This window comes from Vibrio fortis (genome assembly GCF_024347475.1).
Taxonomy (GTDB): domain Bacteria; phylum Pseudomonadota; class Gammaproteobacteria; order Enterobacterales; family Vibrionaceae; genus Vibrio; species Vibrio fortis.
Genome location: NZ_AP025487.1, coordinates 2,921,710 through 2,935,833 on the forward strand (window position 1 = coordinate 2,921,710; position 14,124 = coordinate 2,935,833).

24 protein-coding genes are annotated in these 14,124 nt (G+C 45.1%); all 24 read right to left on the reverse strand.

Annotation, left to right across the window (positions count from 1 at the left end):
- Window positions 1-10 precede the first annotated feature (10 nt).
- Entirely contained in the window at window positions 11-364 is a 354-nt protein-coding gene (gene rplR / locus OCV50_RS12935; protein WP_032553325.1) for a 50S ribosomal protein L18, read from the reverse strand.
- Window positions 365-373: 9 nt separating this feature from the next.
- On the reverse strand, window positions 374-907 hold the full coding sequence (rplF, locus tag OCV50_RS12940; RefSeq protein ID WP_032553326.1) for a 50S ribosomal protein L6: 534 nt from the start codon (window positions 905-907) through the stop codon (window positions 374-376).
- Between the two features lie 13 nt (window positions 908-920).
- Window positions 921-1,313 (reverse strand): 30S ribosomal protein S8, encoded by a 393-nt coding sequence (gene rpsH, locus OCV50_RS12945; RefSeq protein WP_032553327.1) that lies wholly within the window; start codon window positions 1,311-1,313, stop codon window positions 921-923.
- 29 nt (window positions 1,314-1,342) lie between these two features.
- Entirely contained in the window at window positions 1,343-1,648 is a 306-nt protein-coding gene (rpsN, locus tag OCV50_RS12950) for a 30S ribosomal protein S14 (protein WP_150869362.1), read from the reverse strand.
- Between the two features lie 17 nt (window positions 1,649-1,665).
- The gene (gene rplE / locus OCV50_RS12955; RefSeq protein WP_239841884.1) at window positions 1,666-2,205 is read right to left on the reverse strand and encodes a 50S ribosomal protein L5; all 540 of its coding nucleotides are present in this window, start codon (window positions 2,203-2,205) and stop codon (window positions 1,666-1,668) included.
- A 24-nt stretch (window positions 2,206-2,229) separates the two neighbouring features.
- Entirely contained in the window at window positions 2,230-2,547 is a 318-nt protein-coding gene (gene rplX, locus OCV50_RS12960) for a 50S ribosomal protein L24 (protein ID WP_032553330.1), read from the reverse strand.
- 11 nt (window positions 2,548-2,558) lie between these two features.
- Window positions 2,559-2,930 carry a 50S ribosomal protein L14 gene (gene rplN, locus OCV50_RS12965; protein ID WP_004738793.1) on the reverse strand — a complete coding sequence of 124 codons (372 nt, stop codon included), beginning with the start codon at window positions 2,928-2,930 and terminating at the stop codon, window positions 2,559-2,561.
- A gap of 162 nt (window positions 2,931-3,092) precedes the next feature.
- On the reverse strand, window positions 3,093-3,347 hold the full coding sequence (rpsQ, locus tag OCV50_RS12970; RefSeq protein ID WP_239841885.1) for a 30S ribosomal protein S17: 255 nt from the start codon (window positions 3,345-3,347) through the stop codon (window positions 3,093-3,095).
- Entirely contained in the window at window positions 3,347-3,538 is a 192-nt protein-coding gene (gene rpmC, locus OCV50_RS12975; RefSeq protein ID WP_004736737.1) for a 50S ribosomal protein L29, read from the reverse strand. Before rpmC ends, rpsQ begins: the two co-directional genes overlap by 1 nt.
- Complete coding sequence (gene rplP, locus OCV50_RS12980; protein WP_004398466.1) at window positions 3,538-3,948, reverse strand: 50S ribosomal protein L16; 411 nt, start codon at window positions 3,946-3,948, stop codon at window positions 3,538-3,540. Before rplP ends, rpmC begins: the two co-directional genes overlap by 1 nt.
- A gap of 11 nt (window positions 3,949-3,959) precedes the next feature.
- A complete protein-coding gene (gene rpsC, locus OCV50_RS12985; protein ID WP_004738797.1) occupies window positions 3,960-4,658 on the reverse strand; it encodes a 30S ribosomal protein S3 in 699 nt (232 codons plus the stop codon).
- An 18-nt stretch (window positions 4,659-4,676) separates the two neighbouring features.
- Entirely contained in the window at window positions 4,677-5,009 is a 333-nt protein-coding gene (gene rplV, locus OCV50_RS12990) for a 50S ribosomal protein L22 (RefSeq protein WP_032553332.1), read from the reverse strand.
- Between the two features lie 10 nt (window positions 5,010-5,019).
- Window positions 5,020-5,298, reverse strand: a complete 279-nt coding sequence (gene rpsS, locus OCV50_RS12995; protein WP_004736729.1) for a 30S ribosomal protein S19 — start codon at window positions 5,296-5,298, stop codon at window positions 5,020-5,022.
- 21 nt (window positions 5,299-5,319) lie between these two features.
- The gene (gene rplB / locus OCV50_RS13000) at window positions 5,320-6,144 is read right to left on the reverse strand and encodes a 50S ribosomal protein L2 (RefSeq protein WP_032553333.1); all 825 of its coding nucleotides are present in this window, start codon (window positions 6,142-6,144) and stop codon (window positions 5,320-5,322) included.
- A gap of 15 nt (window positions 6,145-6,159) precedes the next feature.
- Window positions 6,160-6,462, reverse strand: a complete 303-nt coding sequence (gene rplW / locus OCV50_RS13005) for a 50S ribosomal protein L23 (protein WP_004736765.1) — start codon at window positions 6,460-6,462, stop codon at window positions 6,160-6,162.
- Window positions 6,459-7,061 (reverse strand): 50S ribosomal protein L4, encoded by a 603-nt coding sequence (gene rplD, locus OCV50_RS13010; protein ID WP_032553334.1) that lies wholly within the window; start codon window positions 7,059-7,061, stop codon window positions 6,459-6,461. Before rplD ends, rplW begins: the two co-directional genes overlap by 4 nt.
- Window positions 7,062-7,077: 16 nt before the next feature.
- On the reverse strand, window positions 7,078-7,707 hold the full coding sequence (gene rplC / locus OCV50_RS13015; protein ID WP_004738804.1) for a 50S ribosomal protein L3: 630 nt from the start codon (window positions 7,705-7,707) through the stop codon (window positions 7,078-7,080).
- Window positions 7,708-7,721: 14 nt separating this feature from the next.
- Entirely contained in the window at window positions 7,722-8,033 is a 312-nt protein-coding gene (gene rpsJ / locus OCV50_RS13020; protein ID WP_001181007.1) for a 30S ribosomal protein S10, read from the reverse strand.
- A gap of 403 nt (window positions 8,034-8,436) precedes the next feature.
- Window positions 8,437-8,922: a bacterioferritin gene (gene bfr, locus OCV50_RS13025; RefSeq protein WP_032553335.1), complete on the reverse strand. Its 486-nt coding sequence runs from the start codon at window positions 8,920-8,922 to the stop codon at window positions 8,437-8,439.
- An 80-nt stretch (window positions 8,923-9,002) separates the two neighbouring features.
- Window positions 9,003-9,191, reverse strand: coding sequence for a (2Fe-2S)-binding protein (locus OCV50_RS13030; protein ID WP_032553336.1), 189 nt, complete (start codon window positions 9,189-9,191; stop codon window positions 9,003-9,005).
- A 318-nt stretch (window positions 9,192-9,509) separates the two neighbouring features.
- Window positions 9,510-10,694: an elongation factor Tu gene (tuf, locus tag OCV50_RS13035; protein ID WP_261903221.1), complete on the reverse strand. Its 1,185-nt coding sequence runs from the start codon at window positions 10,692-10,694 to the stop codon at window positions 9,510-9,512.
- A gap of 148 nt (window positions 10,695-10,842) precedes the next feature.
- Window positions 10,843-12,939, reverse strand: a complete 2,097-nt coding sequence (fusA, locus tag OCV50_RS13040) for an elongation factor G (RefSeq protein WP_261903222.1) — start codon at window positions 12,937-12,939, stop codon at window positions 10,843-10,845.
- A gap of 151 nt (window positions 12,940-13,090) precedes the next feature.
- Entirely contained in the window at window positions 13,091-13,561 is a 471-nt protein-coding gene (rpsG, locus tag OCV50_RS13045; protein WP_004737195.1) for a 30S ribosomal protein S7, read from the reverse strand.
- Between the two features lie 97 nt (window positions 13,562-13,658).
- On the reverse strand, window positions 13,659-14,033 hold the full coding sequence (rpsL, locus tag OCV50_RS13050; RefSeq protein ID WP_004399892.1) for a 30S ribosomal protein S12: 375 nt from the start codon (window positions 14,031-14,033) through the stop codon (window positions 13,659-13,661).
- Window positions 14,034-14,124: the final 91 nt, after the last annotated feature.

A 14,124-nucleotide genomic window follows, 5' to 3' on the forward strand; every position in this document is an offset into this window, starting at 1 on the left:
CAACCCTACCTTAGAATTTCAGACCAGCTTCGCGAGCAGAATCTGCTAGCGCCGCTACTCGACCGTGGTATTGGAAACCAGAACGATCAAATGCAACAGCAGTTACGCCTTTTTCAAGAGCGCGCTCAGCAACAGCTTTACCTACTGCTTTAGCTGCATCGATGTTACCAGTGTTCTTAACTTGCTCACGGATCGCTTTTTCTACAGTAGAAGCAGCTGCGATAACCTCAGAGCCGTTTGCCGCGATAACTTGTGCGTATACGTGACGAGGAGTACGGTGTACTACTAGACGCTCAACGCGAAGTTCTGCAATCTTACGACGTGCACGTGTAGCACGACGGATGCGAGATGCTTTCTTATCCATAGTGATACCTTACTTCTTCTTAGCTTCTTTAGTACGCACATTTTCATCTGCGTAACGTACACCCTTGCCTTTGTATGGCTCAGGTTCACGGTAAGAACGAATGTCAGCCGCAACTTGACCAACTAGTTGCTTGTCACAACCAGTTACAACGATCTCAGTTTGGCTAGGGCACTCAGCTTTAATACCTTCAGGTAGAGCGTGCTCTACTGGGTGAGAAAAACCAAGAGTTAGAGCTACAGAGTTGCCTTTCATAGCAGCACGGTAACCAACACCCTTTAGAGTTAGCTTCTTAGTGAAGCCCTCAGTAACACCCACAACCATGTTGTTAACTAGAGCGCGAGCTGTACCAGCTTGTGCCCATGCGTTAGCAACACCTTCTTTCGGACCGAAAGTTAGGTTGTTTTCTTCCTGTGCGATAACTACGGCGTCGTTAAGAACGCGAGTAAGCTCACCTTTACCACCTTTTACAGTGATTTCTTGGCCGTTTAGTTTCACCTCTACGCCAGCTGGAATAGCGACAGGTGCTTTAGCAACACGAGACATAATCTACTCCTTATTAAGCTACGTAACAGATGATTTCACCGCCAAGACCTGCTTTGCGAGCAGCACGGTCAGTCATAAGACCCTTGGAAGTAGAAACAACTGCAATACCAAGACCACCCATCACTGTTGGTAGCGAGTCTTTATTTTTATAAACTCGTAGACCAGGGCGTGATACGCGCTTGATTTGCTCGATTACAGGTTTAGCTTGGAAGTACTTAAGAGTAACTTCTAGCTCAGGTTTTGCTTCGCCTTCTACAGCGAAGTCAGTGATGTAACCTTCAGCTTTTAATAGTGCAGCAATTGCAACTTTAAGCTTTGAAGAAGGCATTTTAACAGCAACTTTGTTTGCTGCCTGACCGTTACGAACGCGGGTCAGCATATCCGAAATCGGATCTTGCATGCTCATAAGATTTACTCCAAATGATTAAGTGGCAATTACCAGCTAGCCTTACGAAGTCCAGGAATCTCGCCTTTCATGCAAGCTTCACGAACTTTGATACGGCTTAGACCGAACTTACGTAGGTAACCGTGTGGACGACCAGTTTGGTTACAACGGTTGCGCTGACGTGATGCACTTGAATCACGTGGAAGAGCTTGCAGTTTAAGAACTGCGTTCCAACGTTCTTCTTCAGATGCGTTTACATCGCTGATTAGAGCTTTTAGTGCTGAACGCTTTTCAGCGAATTTAGCAACTAGCTTCGCACGCTTAGCTTCACGTGCTTTCATTGATTGTTTAGCCATAACAGTAACCCTTCACCTTACTTACGGAATGGGAAGTTAAAGGCAGCCAGCAGAGCACGGCCTTCCGCATCAGTGCCAGCAGACGTCGTGATAGTAATATCAAGACCGCGCACACGATCGACTTTATCGTAGTCGATTTCCGGGAAGATGATTTGCTCGCGAACGCCCATGCTGTAGTTACCGCGACCGTCAAAAGACTTAGCGCTAACACCACGGAAATCACGTACACGTGGAAGAGCGATAGAGATAAGACGCTCTAGGAACTCCCACATACGTTCGCCACGTAAGGTTACTTTACAACCAATTGGGTAGCCTTCACGAATTTTGAAACCTGCAACAGATTTACGCGCTTTAGTGATAAGAGGCTTTTGACCAGAGATCGTTGCCATATCAGCTGCTGCGTTTTCTAGCAGTTTCTTATCGTTGATTGCTTCACCAACGCCCATGTTTAGGGTGATTTTCTCAATCCTAGGGACTTGCATGACGCTTGTGTAGCCGAACTCTTTGGTAAGCTCAGCGACTACAGACGACTTGTAGTAATCATGCAGTTTCGCCATAGTAGAACTCCAAATTACTTCTAATTAGTTAGAAACAGTTTCGCCGTTAGACTTAAAGAAACGAACTTTCTTACCATCTTCGATACGGAAACCGATGCGGTCTGCTTTACCAGTAGCCGCGTTAAAGATTGCAACGTTAGAAGCATCGATTGCTGCTTCTTGTTCAACGATGCCACCTTGTTGACCTAGAGCCGGTTGAGGCTTTTGGTGCTTCTTAACAAGGTTGATACCTTCAACGATAACTTTACCAGTTGTCAGAACCTTAGTTACTTTACCTTTCTTGCCTTTATCTTTACCAGCAAGAATGATTACTTCGTCATTACGACGGATTTTAGCTGCCATGTTGCCGCTCCTTACAGAACTTCAGGTGCTAGTGACACAATTTTCATGAATTTCGCGTTACGAAGTTCACGAGTCACAGGACCAAAGATACGTGTGCCGACTGGTTGCTCAGTAGTGTCGTTTAACAATACACAAGCATTACTGTCGAAGCGAATGACAGAACCGTCTGGGCGACGAACGCCTTTACGGGTGCGCACTACAACCGCCTTCAGAACATCACCTTTCTTTACTTTACCGCGAGGAATTGCTTCCTTAACTGTAACTTTGATGATGTCACCGATATGTGCATAACGACGGTGAGAGCCACCCAGAACCTTAATACACATTACCTTGCGCGCGCCAGAGTTATCTGCTGCGTCAAGTGTACTTTGCATCTGGATCATTGTTAGTGCTCCGCTAAATATTAAAACTAGACCCTCTCGGGTCGGGCTGCCTCTTTAAAAGGGACGCGAATTGTACCACCCTTTTTTGGAATTGGGTAGACAAAAAACAAGCGGCCCCAAAAAATATTTTGGAGCCGCTTATAAGTTATAGAATTACAAAGATTAAATCTTCGCTTTTTCTAGAACTTTAACCAATGTCCAAGACTTAGTCTTAGACAGAGGACGACACTCAGCGATTTCAACTTTGTCGCCTAGGCCACAAGTGTTGTTCTCGTCGTGTGCGTGTACTTTAGTCGTGCGCTTAACGTATTTACCGTAAATTGGGTGTTTTACAGTACGCTCGATAGCAACAACGATAGACTTGTCCATCTTGTCACTAATTACACGACCTTGCTGGATGCGGTTAGTTTCGCTCATTATGCGCCTGCCTTTTCAGTCAAAACAGTTTTCACACGTGCGATATCACGGCGTACAGCTTTTAGAGTATGAGTTTGCTGAAGCTGACCAGTAGCAGCCTGCATGCGCAGGTTGAACTGTTCGCGTAGCAAATTCAATAGCTCAGCGTTAAGCTCTTCAACGTTCTTTTCGCGTAGATCTTGTGCTTTCATTACATCACCTGCTTAGTTACAAAAGTAGTTTTAACAGGCAGTTTACGTGCCGCTAGGCGGAACGCTTCACGTGCCAACTCTTCTGGTACGCCATTCATTTCGTACATAACCTTACCAGGTTGGATTTGTGCTACCCAGTACTCAACGTTACCTTTACCTTTACCTTGACGAACTTCAAGAGGTTTTTCAGTAATCGGTTTGTCTGGGAAAATACGAATCCAGATTTGACCTTGACGCTTAATGTGACGTGTCATAGCACGACGTGCCGCTTCGATCTGACGAGCAGTGATACGGCCACGGCCAACAGCTTTAAGACCGAATTCGCCGAAGCTTACTTCTGTGCCTTTAGCTAGACCACGGTTACGACCAGTCTGAACCTTGCGGAACTTAGTACGTTTTGGTTGTAGCATCGTTCGACTCCTTACTTACGGCCTTTACGCTGCTTCTTAGGCTTATCGCCTTTAGGCTCTACTGCGTTAGCAGCTGGCATACCGCCTAGAATCTCACCTTTAAAGATCCAAACTTTAATGCCGATCACACCGTATTGAGTGTGAGCCGAAGAAGTTGCGTAATCAATGTCTGCACGTAGAGTGTGTAGAGGCACACGGCCTTCACGGTACCACTCAGAACGTGCGATTTCAGCGCCGCCTAGACGACCGCTTACTTCCACTTTGATACCTTTAGCGCCTAGACGCATAGCGTTTTGTACTGCGCGCTTCATAGCACGACGGAACATAACACGACGCTCTAGTTGAGACGCGATGCTATCAGCTACTAGCTGACCATCCAACTCAGGCTTACGTACTTCAGCGATGTTAATCTGCGCTGGTACACCTGCGATTTTAGCTACAGCTGCGCGTAGCTTCTCAACGTCTTCACCTTTCTTACCGATAACAACGCCAGGACGAGCTGTGTGAATTGTCACACGGATGCTCTTAGCTGGACGCTCGATAACGATACGAGATAGTGATGCTTTTTGTAGTTCCTTAGTAAGGAACTGACGTACCTTGAAGTCGCCGTCTAGGTTGTCAGCGAAATCTTTGGTGTTAGCAAACCATGTAGCATTCCAAGGCTTAACGATGCCAAGACGAATACCATTAGGATGTACTTTCTGACCCATTGCTTACTCTCCTAGTCTCTAGCGATCTGCTACAACAACAGTGATGTGGCTTGAACGCTTCAAGATACGATCCGCACGGCCTTTAGCACGAGGCATAATACGCTTCATGATAGGGCCCTCATCTACGAAGATTTTAGCGACATTTAGATCGTCGATATCTGCACCTTCGTTATGCTCCGCGTTTGCGATAGCTGACTCTAGAACTTTCTTAACTAGAACAGCAGCTTTTTTGTTGCTGAAAGTTAGAATTTCTAGAGCTTGGTCTACCGACTTACCGCGAATTTGGTCTGCAACTAAGCGAGCTTTCTGTGGAGAAATACGAGCAAAGTTATGTTTAGCTAAAGCTTCCATCATCTACTCCTTACTTCTTCTTAGCTTTCTTATCTGCAGCGTGACCGCGATAAGTACGAGTTGGTGCAAATTCACCCAGTTTGTGACCGATCATTTCTTCGGTAACGAAAACTGGAACGTGCTGACGACCATTATGGACAGCGATGGTCAAACCAATCATTGTTGGGATGATCATTGAGCGACGGGACCAAGTCTTAATAGGCTTTTTGTCTCCGCTTTCCACCGCTTTCTCTACCTTCTTCAGCAAGTGTAGGTCAATAAAAGGACCTTTCTTGAGAGAACGTGGCATGGCGATTCCTCTTTATATAGATTACTTGTTACGACGACGTACGATGTACTTGTCAGTGCGCTTGTTCTTACGAGTCTTGAAGCCCTTAGTAGGAACGCCCCAAGGAGAAACTGGGTGACGACCACCAGATGTGCGGCCTTCACCACCACCGTGTGGGTGATCAACCGGGTTCATTACTACACCACGTACGGTTGGACGTACGCCGCGCCAGCGTGAAGCACCAGCTTTACCAAGTTCACGTAGCATATGCTCAGAGTTACCAACTTCACCGATCGTTGCACGACCTTCAGAAAGTACTTTGCGCATTTCACCAGAACGTAGACGGATAGTTACGTATGCACCGTCGCGAGCAACGATTTGAGCATAAGCACCAGCCGAACGAGCTAGTTGAGCACCTTTACCAGGCTTAAGTTCAACACAGTGTACAGTAGAACCTACTGGGATGTTGCGCATCGGCAGAGTGTTACCTGCTTTGATTGGCGCATCTACACCAGATTGGATCTGGTCACCTGCGTTAACACCTTTTGGTGCAATGATGTAACGACGCTCACCGTCTGCGTACAGAACTAGAGCGATGTTAGCGCTACGGTTTGGATCGTATTCTAGACGCTCAACTTTCGCTGGGATACCGTCTTTAGTACGTTTGAAGTCAATTACACGGTAGTGGTGCTTGTGACCACCGCCGATGTGACGTACTGTGATACGACCGTTGTTGTTACGACCACCGTTCTTAGAGTTTTTCTCTAGAAGTGGTGCGTATGGCTTACCCTTGTGTAGGTCAGCGTTAACAACTTTAACGACGTGACGACGACCAGGGGAAGTCGGCTTACATTTAACAATAGCCATTTTTAACTACTCCTGTTATTCCGCGCCGCCAACGAAGTCAAGATCTTGACCTTCTTTCAAAGTAACGTAGGCTTTCTTAACGTCTGAACGACGGCCTTCACGCATACCTTGACGTTTGGTCTTACCCTTAAGAACAAGAGTATTTACAGACTTAACTTCAACTTCAAATAGCTTTTCTACAGCTGCTTTGATCTCTTTTTTAGTCGCATCTTTAGCTACTTTGAAAACGATAGTGTTCGCTTTCTCAGCTGCCATAGTTGCTTTTTCAGAGATGTGCGGAGCACGTAGAACTTTTAAGATACGCTCTTCAGTGATCATGCTAGCGACTCCTCAACTTGCTTAACTGCGTCAGCAGTCATTAGAACCTTGTCAAACGCAATTAGAGATACTGGGTCGATACCAGCAACGTCACGCGCGTCAACTTTGTAAAGGTTACGAGCAGCTAAGAATAGATTTTCATCTACTTCGCCAGTAACAATCAGAACGTCGCTTAGCTCAAGCTCTTTAAGCTTAGCTACAAGTTCTTTTGTTTTTGGTGCTTCTACTGAGAAGTTATCAACAACGATTAGACGCTCTTGACGAACAAGCTCAGAAAGAATGCTCTTCATAGCACCACGGTACATTTTCTTGTTTACTTTTTGGCTGTGATCTTGAGGTTTCGCAGCAAAAGTAACACCACCTGTACGCCAGATTGGGCTACGAATTGTACCAGCACGTGCGCGGCCAGTACCTTTTTGACGCCATGGCTTAGCGCCACCGCCAGATACTTCAGAACGAGTCTTTTGAGCACGAGTACCTTGACGAGCACCTGCTGCGTATGCAACAACTACTTGGTGTACAAGAGCTTCGTTGAAGTCACGTCCGAAAGTAGTCTCGGAAACAGTTAGTGCATCAGCACCTTTAACCATCAATTCCATTACTTACTCCTAGACGTTATGCTTTAACAGCAGGTTTTACGATCACGTTGCCGCCTGTTGAGCCTGGTACTGCACCTTTAATAAGAAGCAGATTGCGCTCAGCGTCAACACGTACGATCTCTAGGTTTTGAGTCGTTACACGCTCAGCACCCATGTGACCTGCCATTTTCTTGCCTTTAAACACGCGACCTGGAGTTTGACATTGGCCAATTGAACCCGGTGCACGGTGAGACAAAGAGTTACCGTGAGTCATATCTTGAGTAGAGAAGTTCCAACGCTTAACTGCGCCTTGGAAGCCTTTACCTTTAGATGTACCAGTAACGTCTACTTTTTTAATTTCGTTGAAAAGTTCTACGTTTAGCTCAGCGCCAACTTCAAACTCTTCGCCGTTTTCTAAACGGAATTCCCAAAGACCGCGGCCTGCTTCAACACCCGCTTTCGCGAAGTGACCAGCTTCAGGCTTAGTTACACGGTTAGCTTTCTTAGCACCAGTAGTTACTTGGATTGCTGCGTAGCCGTCGTTCTCTAGAGTTTTAACTTGAGAAATACGGTTCGCTTCAACCTCAACAACAGTTACTGGGATAGAAACGCCTTCTTCAGTAAATACGCGGGTCATACCCACTTTACGTCCGACTAGACCAATCATTATTCTTATCTCCCTTAACCTAGGCTGATTTGAACATCAACGCCAGCAGCAAGATCAAGACGCATTAGAGCATCAACAGTTTTGTCTGTTGGCTCAACGATGTCGATCAAACGCTTGTGAGTACGGATTTCGTACTGGTCACGTGCATCTTTGTTGACGTGTGGAGAGATAAGAACAGTGAAACGCTCTTTACGAGTAGGTAGTGGGATAGGACCACGAACCTGTGCGCCAGTACGTTTTGCTGTTTCAACGATTTCCGCAGTAGAAGCGTCGATTAGCTTGTAATCGAAAGCTTTTAGGCGGATACGAATACGTTGGTTCTGCATGAGACAGAGCTCCAATTATTAAAAATTACACAAACAATATCGCCACTCAAACTCGAAAAGACGAGAGAATGCCGATTGATTTATGTGAAACCGTAGTATCCAAAATTAGGACACATTGTCAGTTAACTTTTGAAGTAAGACGAGCTTACTATTTTTATTAACCGCGAACATAAGCTGAGTATACATTACTAGGCAAAACCTACTCCTCAGTGCTCATTGGTTCACAACCAGCTTAAGCCAGTGCGGTGCATTATACAGATCACACTTTGGTATGCAAGTGGTGTTTGAAAATTAATCGCGAAAACTTCAAGCCCGACCTACCAGCCCCTTATATAACGCAAAAAGCAGAGGCAAGGTGCTCTCTGCTTTTTGCGATAATCTTACCGATTTTAACTAACTACTTTTAGCCATCGTCATCTTCATCAACATATTGAGCTTGTAGGTAGTTTTGGATTCCTGTCATTTTAACAAGACCTAGCTGTGTTTCTAACCAGTCAACGTGTTCCTCTTCGTCTTCCAATATTTCAAGGAACAGATCACGTGATACATAGTCATGAATATCTTCGGCATAAGCGATGGCATTTTTCAGATCCGGAATGGCCTCCATCTCTAAAGCTAAATCGCACTCCAACATTTCCTGGGTATCTTCACCTATTTTGAGTTTACCTAAGTCTTGCAGATTAGGTAGCCCTTCGAGAAACAAGATTCGTTCTATCAGGTGGTCGGCATGTTTCATCTCGTCAATAGATTCATGATATTCCTTATCAGCCAAATGCTTTAGACCCCAGTCTTTGTACATTCGCGCATGAAGAAAATATTGGTTAATGGCAACCAGCTCGTTACCAAGAATTTTATTGAGATGTTGAATTATGATTGGATCGCCTTTCATGAGCACACTCTCCTCTTCGGTTCTTCTAACTGTAGAACCAAATCGAGAAGTGTCAAAAAGCTTGGTTAAGTTCTAAGTAACTAACCAGCTTGCTTAAACAATGTGGCGGCGCTTTCGTTGATGATTTCTTTCGCTGAACGTACACACTTTCCGCATTGACTGCCGAGTGCCGTACATTTCTTAATTCCTTTTATATCAGTAATGCCCTCTTCAACAACGAGTTTTCGGATTTTCTTATCCGATACTCCATGGCATAAACAGACGTACATATTCAAACCTAAACTTATAACTTGAGATTAAATATAAAGAGGAATCATTCTTATTACCAGTCTTATCTTTTACTACTGTTAGACCGTTTTGTTATAGAAAAATCATGCTTTTCACAGATGGGAACACTTAGCGAAACTGCGTTAAGACTATATTCTGCTAAGTAATTGTATTACCGGATATTAGAGGTACGCGTTAATAGCGCATTTCAAAGTTTTCTTATAACCACTCGTATTTTACTCAAAATAAAAAAGGGAAGCCGAAGCCTCCCTTTTTATGATGCGCCTCTTCTAATGAAGAGAGAGCAAAATCATTCGTTATTAAGCGAAGATTTTAGCTACAACACCAGCACCTACAGTACGGCCACCTTCACGGATAGCGAAACGTAGGCCTTCGTCCATTGCGATTGGAGCGATTAGCTCAACAGTCATTTGAACGTTATCACCTGGCATTACCATCTCTACGCCTTCTGGTAGAGTGATGTCGCCTGTTACGTCAGTTGTACGGAAGTAGAACTGTGGACGGTAACCTTTGAAGAAAGGAGTGTGACGGCCGCCTTCATCTTTAGAAAGTACGTACACTTCTGACTCAAATTTAGTGTGTGGGTTGATAGAACCTTTAGCAGATAGTACTTGACCACGTTCAACTTCGTCACGCTTAGTACCACGTAGAAGTGCACCAACGTTCTCACCTGCACGACCTTCGTCAAGAAGCTTACGGAACATCTCAACACCAGTACAAGTAGTCATTGTTGTTTCTTTGATACCAACGATTTCTACTTCGTCACCTACGCGTAGGATACCACGCTCGATACGACCAGTTACAACAGTACCACGACCTTGGATCGAGAATACGTCTTCGATTGGTAGTAGGAACGGTTGGTCTACTGCACGCTCTGGCTCTGGGATGTAAGAATCTAGTGCTTCTGCAAGCTCAACGATCTTGTCTTCCCATTGCTTCTCGCCGTTTAGTGCGCCAAGAGCTGAACCTTGGATTACTGGTAGATCATCACCTGGGAATTCGTACTCAGAAAGAAGTTCACGAACTTCCATTTCTACTAGTTCTAGTAGCTCTTCGTCATCAACCATGTCACATTTGTTCATGAATACGATGATGTAAGGGATACCAACTTGACGACCAAGTAGGATGTGCTCACGAGTTTGAGGCATTGGGCCGTCAGTCGCAGCAACAACTAGGATACCGCCGTCCATTTGTGCAGCACCAGTGATCATGTTTTTAACATAATCCGCGTGTCCTGGACAGTCTACGTGTGCGTAGTGACGTGATGGAGTGTCGTACTCAACGTGAGAAGTTGCGATTGTGATACCGCGCTCACGCTCTTCTGGAGCGTTATCGATAGATGCGAAGTCTTTCGCTTCACCACCGTACACTTTTGCAAGTGTAGTACAGATAGCAGCAGTTAGAGTTGTTTTACCGTGGTCAACGTGGCCGATAGTACCAACGTTTACGTGCGGTTTCGTACGTTCAAATTTTTCTTTAGACACGATCGTGTTCCTTCCTAGTTATGATTCGCCACGACCATTATTGGTCGAGACGCGCCAGAAATTGCTATTTTATGCGCCAACTCTCGTTAGCGCAATATTTGGACGCATTAGATCTTTCAAAAAAATGAAAAAAATGCAGCCCTATTGTTTAACCACGCTCTGCAATGATTGCTTTTGCAACATTGTTTGGCACTTCAGCGTACTCACTAAACTCCATAGAGTAAGAAGCACGACCTTGTGTCGCAGAACGTAAATCAGTTGAATAACCGAACATGACAGACAACGGAACTTGTGCACGAATTATCTTCAGGCCAGCTGTCCCCTCGTCCATACCTTCGATGATGCCGCGACGACGGTTAATATCGCCAACAACGTCACCCATCCAGTCTTCTGGAGTAGTTACTTCAACTTTCATCATAGGCTCAAGCAGAACCGGTTGCGCTTCTAGTGCACCCGTTCTGAAAGCCATAGAGGCAGCGATTGTAAACGCCATCTCACTTGAATCTGTTTCATGGTAAGAACCATCATATAGTGTAGCTTTGATATCCAGAACTGGGTAGCCAGCAAGCACACCATTGTTCATCTGCTCTTCAACGCCTTTGGCCACTGAAGCGATAAACTCTTTTGGTACAGTACCATTGGCAATTTCATCCACGAAGACAAAGCCTTCGCCAACTTCTGATGGTTCCAGTTTCAGCCACACGTGACCGTACTGACCTTTACCACCGTGTTCACGGATAAATTTACCTTCCGCTTTCGCTGTACCACGAATTGTTTCACGGTAAGCCACTTGCGGATTACCAACGTTGCAGTTCACGCTAAATTCGCGCTTCATACGGTCAACGATGATATCTAAGTGTAGTTCACCCATACCAGAAATCAGAGTCTGGCCTGTTTCGTCGTCCATATCGACGCGGAACGATGGGTCTTCTGCTGCTAGCTTAGCTAGAGCAATTGTCATTTTATCTTGATCAGCTTGTGAGCTTGGCTCTACAACGATCTGGATAACTGGATCTGGGAACTCCATGCGTTCAAGAACAATCTTATGGTTCTGGTCACATAGCGTTTCGCCGGTAGTCACTTCTTTCAAACCAATAATGGCTGCGATGTCACCAGCTCGTACTTCTTTCACTTCTTCACGCTTATTTGAGTGCATTTGTACAATGCGCCCTAGACGTTCACGCTGTTTCTTCACTGAGTTGTAAGCCGTTTTACCACTTTCAACCACACCAGAGTAAACACGGATGAAGGTTAGAGTACCAACGAATGGGTCGGTTGCGATCTTAAATGCAAGTGCAGAGAACGGTTCGTTGTCATCTGCGTGACGCTCTGCTTCATTCTCGTCTTCGTCGATACCTTTGATTGCAGGTACATCAACTGGAGAAGGAAGGAAATCAACCACTGCATCAAGAACAGCTTGTACGCCTTTGTTTTTGAATGCACTACCACAAGTTGCCAGTACAATTTCATTGTTAAGGGTACGAGTACGAAGGCCTAGCTTAATCTCTTCTTCTGATAGTTCACCTTCTTCAAGGTACTTATCCATCAGCTCTTCAGAGGCTTCAGCCGCCGCTTCAATAAGTTCTGTACGATATTCTTCCGCCATTTCTTGCATGTCTGCAGGAATGTCTTCGTACGTAAACGTCATGCCTTGGTCAGCTTCGTTCCAGTTAATTGCCTTCATCTTGATAAGATCGACAACACCTTGGAAGTTTTCTTCGGCACCGATGTTCAATTGAATTGGAACAGGTGTCGCGCCTAAGCGATCCTTGATTTGATCAATTACACGTAGGAAGTCTGCGCCTGTACGGTCCATTTTGTTAACGAAAACCATACGAGGAACTTGGTACTTGTCGGCTTGACGCCATACTGTCTCTGATTGAGGTTCAACACCAGACGAGCCACAGAACACAACAACTGCGCCATCAAGTACACGAAGAGAACGTTCTACTTCAATCGTGAAGTCAACGTGTCCAGGAGTGTCGATGATGTTGATACGGTGATCTGGGAATTGAGCTTCCATACCACGCCAAAACGTAGTGGTTGCTGCTGAAGTGATTGTGATACCACGTTCTTGCTCTTGCTCCATCCAGTCCATGGTTGCTGCACCATCGTGAACTTCGCCGATTTTGTGAGAAAGACCGGTATAGAACAGAATACGTTCACTTGTGGTTGTTTTACCTGCATCTACGTGAGCAACAATACCGATATTACGGTAGCGCTCAATAGGAGTTTTACGAGCCACGGTTGAATCCTCTTTACTTAGAGACTTAGGGACTATTGCTATATCCAGATTAGTTGCTAAAAAAGCATCCCTCTAGAAATAGCAATAGTTCCTAGCATACGCATAGGAACTAAAGAAGTGCTGCAAGGAACCTTGCAGCACTGAAAAGGTATTACCAACGGTAATGAGCGAACGCTTTGTTTGCGTCAGCCATGCGGTGAACGTCTTCACGTTTCTTAACCGCAGTACCTTTGTTCTCAGACGCGTCTAGCATTTCAGCTGCTAGGCGTTGAGCCATAGATTTTTCACCACGCTTACGCGCAGCTTCAACTACCCAACGCATAGCAAGTGCGTTACGGCGAACCGGACGTACTTCTACAGGTACTTGGTAAGTTGAACCACCTACACGGCGAGATTTAACCTCTACCGCTGGGCGAACATTTTCAAGAGCTTCTTCAAATACAGCTAAGTGATCTTTACCAGATTTCTCAGCCATTGCATCTAGTGCAGTGTAAACGATTTTTTCTGCAGTAGATTTCTTACCGTCAACCATTAGGATGTTAACGAATTTTGCCAGCAGTTCAGATTTGAACTTTGGATCTGGAAGGATCTTACGCTGACCGATGACGCGACGACGTGGCATGGATTTTCTCCGTTGTCTTCTTCAGGTTATCCAAAACTTTTCAGTTTCTTCAAAAATTAAAATTAATTCAGTGTTTGGCCTTACTTAACGGATACCATTAAGATTTTGGACGCTTAACACCGTACTTAGAACGACCTTGCTTACGGTCGTTAACGCCAGCACAGTCTAGTGCGCCGCGAACTGTGTGGTAACGTACACCCGGAAGGTCTTTTACACGACCGCCACGGATTAGAACAACACTGTGCTCTTGAAGGTTGTGACCTTCACCACCGATGTACGAAGTTACTTCGAAACCGTTAGTTAGACGTACACGACATACTTTACGTAGTGCCGAGTTAGGTTTTTTAGGTGTAGTAGTGTAAACACGAGTACATACACCACGTTTTTGTGGACACGCTTCTAGTGCAGGCACGTTGCTTTTAACAACTTGCTTTGCACGAGGCTTACGTACCAACTGGTTAATAGTTGCCATTAACTAGCTCCTGAAATTTACTTGAAAGTAAGCTTTGTGAAAAATCTATCCCTAACTACACGTGGCAATTAGGGACGCAAAATTCTATTCA

Bases quoted from the DNA above. Each gene is read 5' to 3' on its own strand.
- bfr (WP_032553335.1), bottom strand. From the start codon at position 8,922: ATGAAAGGCGATCCAATCATAATTCAACATCTCAATAAAATTCTTGGT.
- rpsG (WP_004737195.1), bottom strand. From the start codon at position 13,561: ATGCCACGTCGTCGCGTCATCGGTCAGCGTAAGATCCTTCCAGATCCA.
- rplD (WP_032553334.1), bottom strand. From the start codon at position 7,061: ATGGAATTGATGGTTAAAGGTGCTGATGCACTAACTGTTTCCGAGACT.
- rpsS (WP_004736729.1), bottom strand. From the start codon at position 5,298: ATGCCACGTTCTCTCAAGAAAGGTCCTTTTATTGACCTACACTTGCTG.
- rpsL (WP_004399892.1), bottom strand. From the start codon at position 14,033: ATGGCAACTATTAACCAGTTGGTACGTAAGCCTCGTGCAAAGCAAGTT.
- rpsQ (WP_239841885.1), bottom strand. From the start codon at position 3,347: ATGAGCGAAACTAACCGCATCCAGCAAGGTCGTGTAATTAGTGACAAG.
- rplP (WP_004398466.1), bottom strand. From the start codon at position 3,948: ATGCTACAACCAAAACGTACTAAGTTCCGCAAGGTTCAGACTGGTCGT.
- rpsN (WP_150869362.1), bottom strand. From the start codon at position 1,648: ATGGCTAAACAATCAATGAAAGCACGTGAAGCTAAGCGTGCGAAGCTA.
- rpmC (WP_004736737.1), bottom strand. From the start codon at position 3,538: ATGAAAGCACAAGATCTACGCGAAAAGAACGTTGAAGAGCTTAACGCT.
- rplN (WP_004738793.1), bottom strand. From the start codon at position 2,930: ATGATCCAGATGCAAAGTACACTTGACGCAGCAGATAACTCTGGCGCG.
- rpsJ (WP_001181007.1), bottom strand. From the start codon at position 8,033: ATGCAGAACCAACGTATTCGTATCCGCCTAAAAGCTTTCGATTACAAG.
- OCV50_RS13030 (WP_032553336.1), bottom strand. From the start codon at position 9,191: ATGTACGTCTGTTTATGCCATGGAGTATCGGATAAGAAAATCCGAAAA.
- rplE (WP_239841884.1), bottom strand. From the start codon at position 2,205: ATGGCGAAACTGCATGATTACTACAAGTCGTCTGTAGTCGCTGAGCTT.
- rplB (WP_032553333.1), bottom strand. From the start codon at position 6,144: ATGGCTATTGTTAAATGTAAGCCGACTTCCCCTGGTCGTCGTCACGTC.
- rpsC (WP_004738797.1), bottom strand. From the start codon at position 4,658: ATGGGTCAGAAAGTACATCCTAATGGTATTCGTCTTGGCATCGTTAAG.
- rplX (WP_032553330.1), bottom strand. From the start codon at position 2,547: ATGGCAGCTAAAATCCGTCGTAATGACGAAGTAATCATTCTTGCTGGT.
- rplC (WP_004738804.1), bottom strand. From the start codon at position 7,707: ATGATTGGTCTAGTCGGACGTAAAGTGGGTATGACCCGCGTATTTACT.
- rplF (WP_032553326.1), bottom strand. From the start codon at position 907: ATGTCTCGTGTTGCTAAAGCACCTGTCGCTATTCCAGCTGGCGTAGAG.
- rplR (WP_032553325.1), bottom strand. From the start codon at position 364: ATGGATAAGAAAGCATCTCGCATCCGTCGTGCTACACGTGCACGTCGT.
- rplW (WP_004736765.1), bottom strand. From the start codon at position 6,462: ATGATCACTGAAGAGCGTATCTTAAAAGTTCTACGTGCTCCGCACATC.
- rpsH (WP_032553327.1), bottom strand. From the start codon at position 1,313: ATGAGCATGCAAGATCCGATTTCGGATATGCTGACCCGCGTTCGTAAC.
- rplV (WP_032553332.1), bottom strand. From the start codon at position 5,009: ATGGAAGCTTTAGCTAAACATAACTTTGCTCGTATTTCTCCACAGAAA.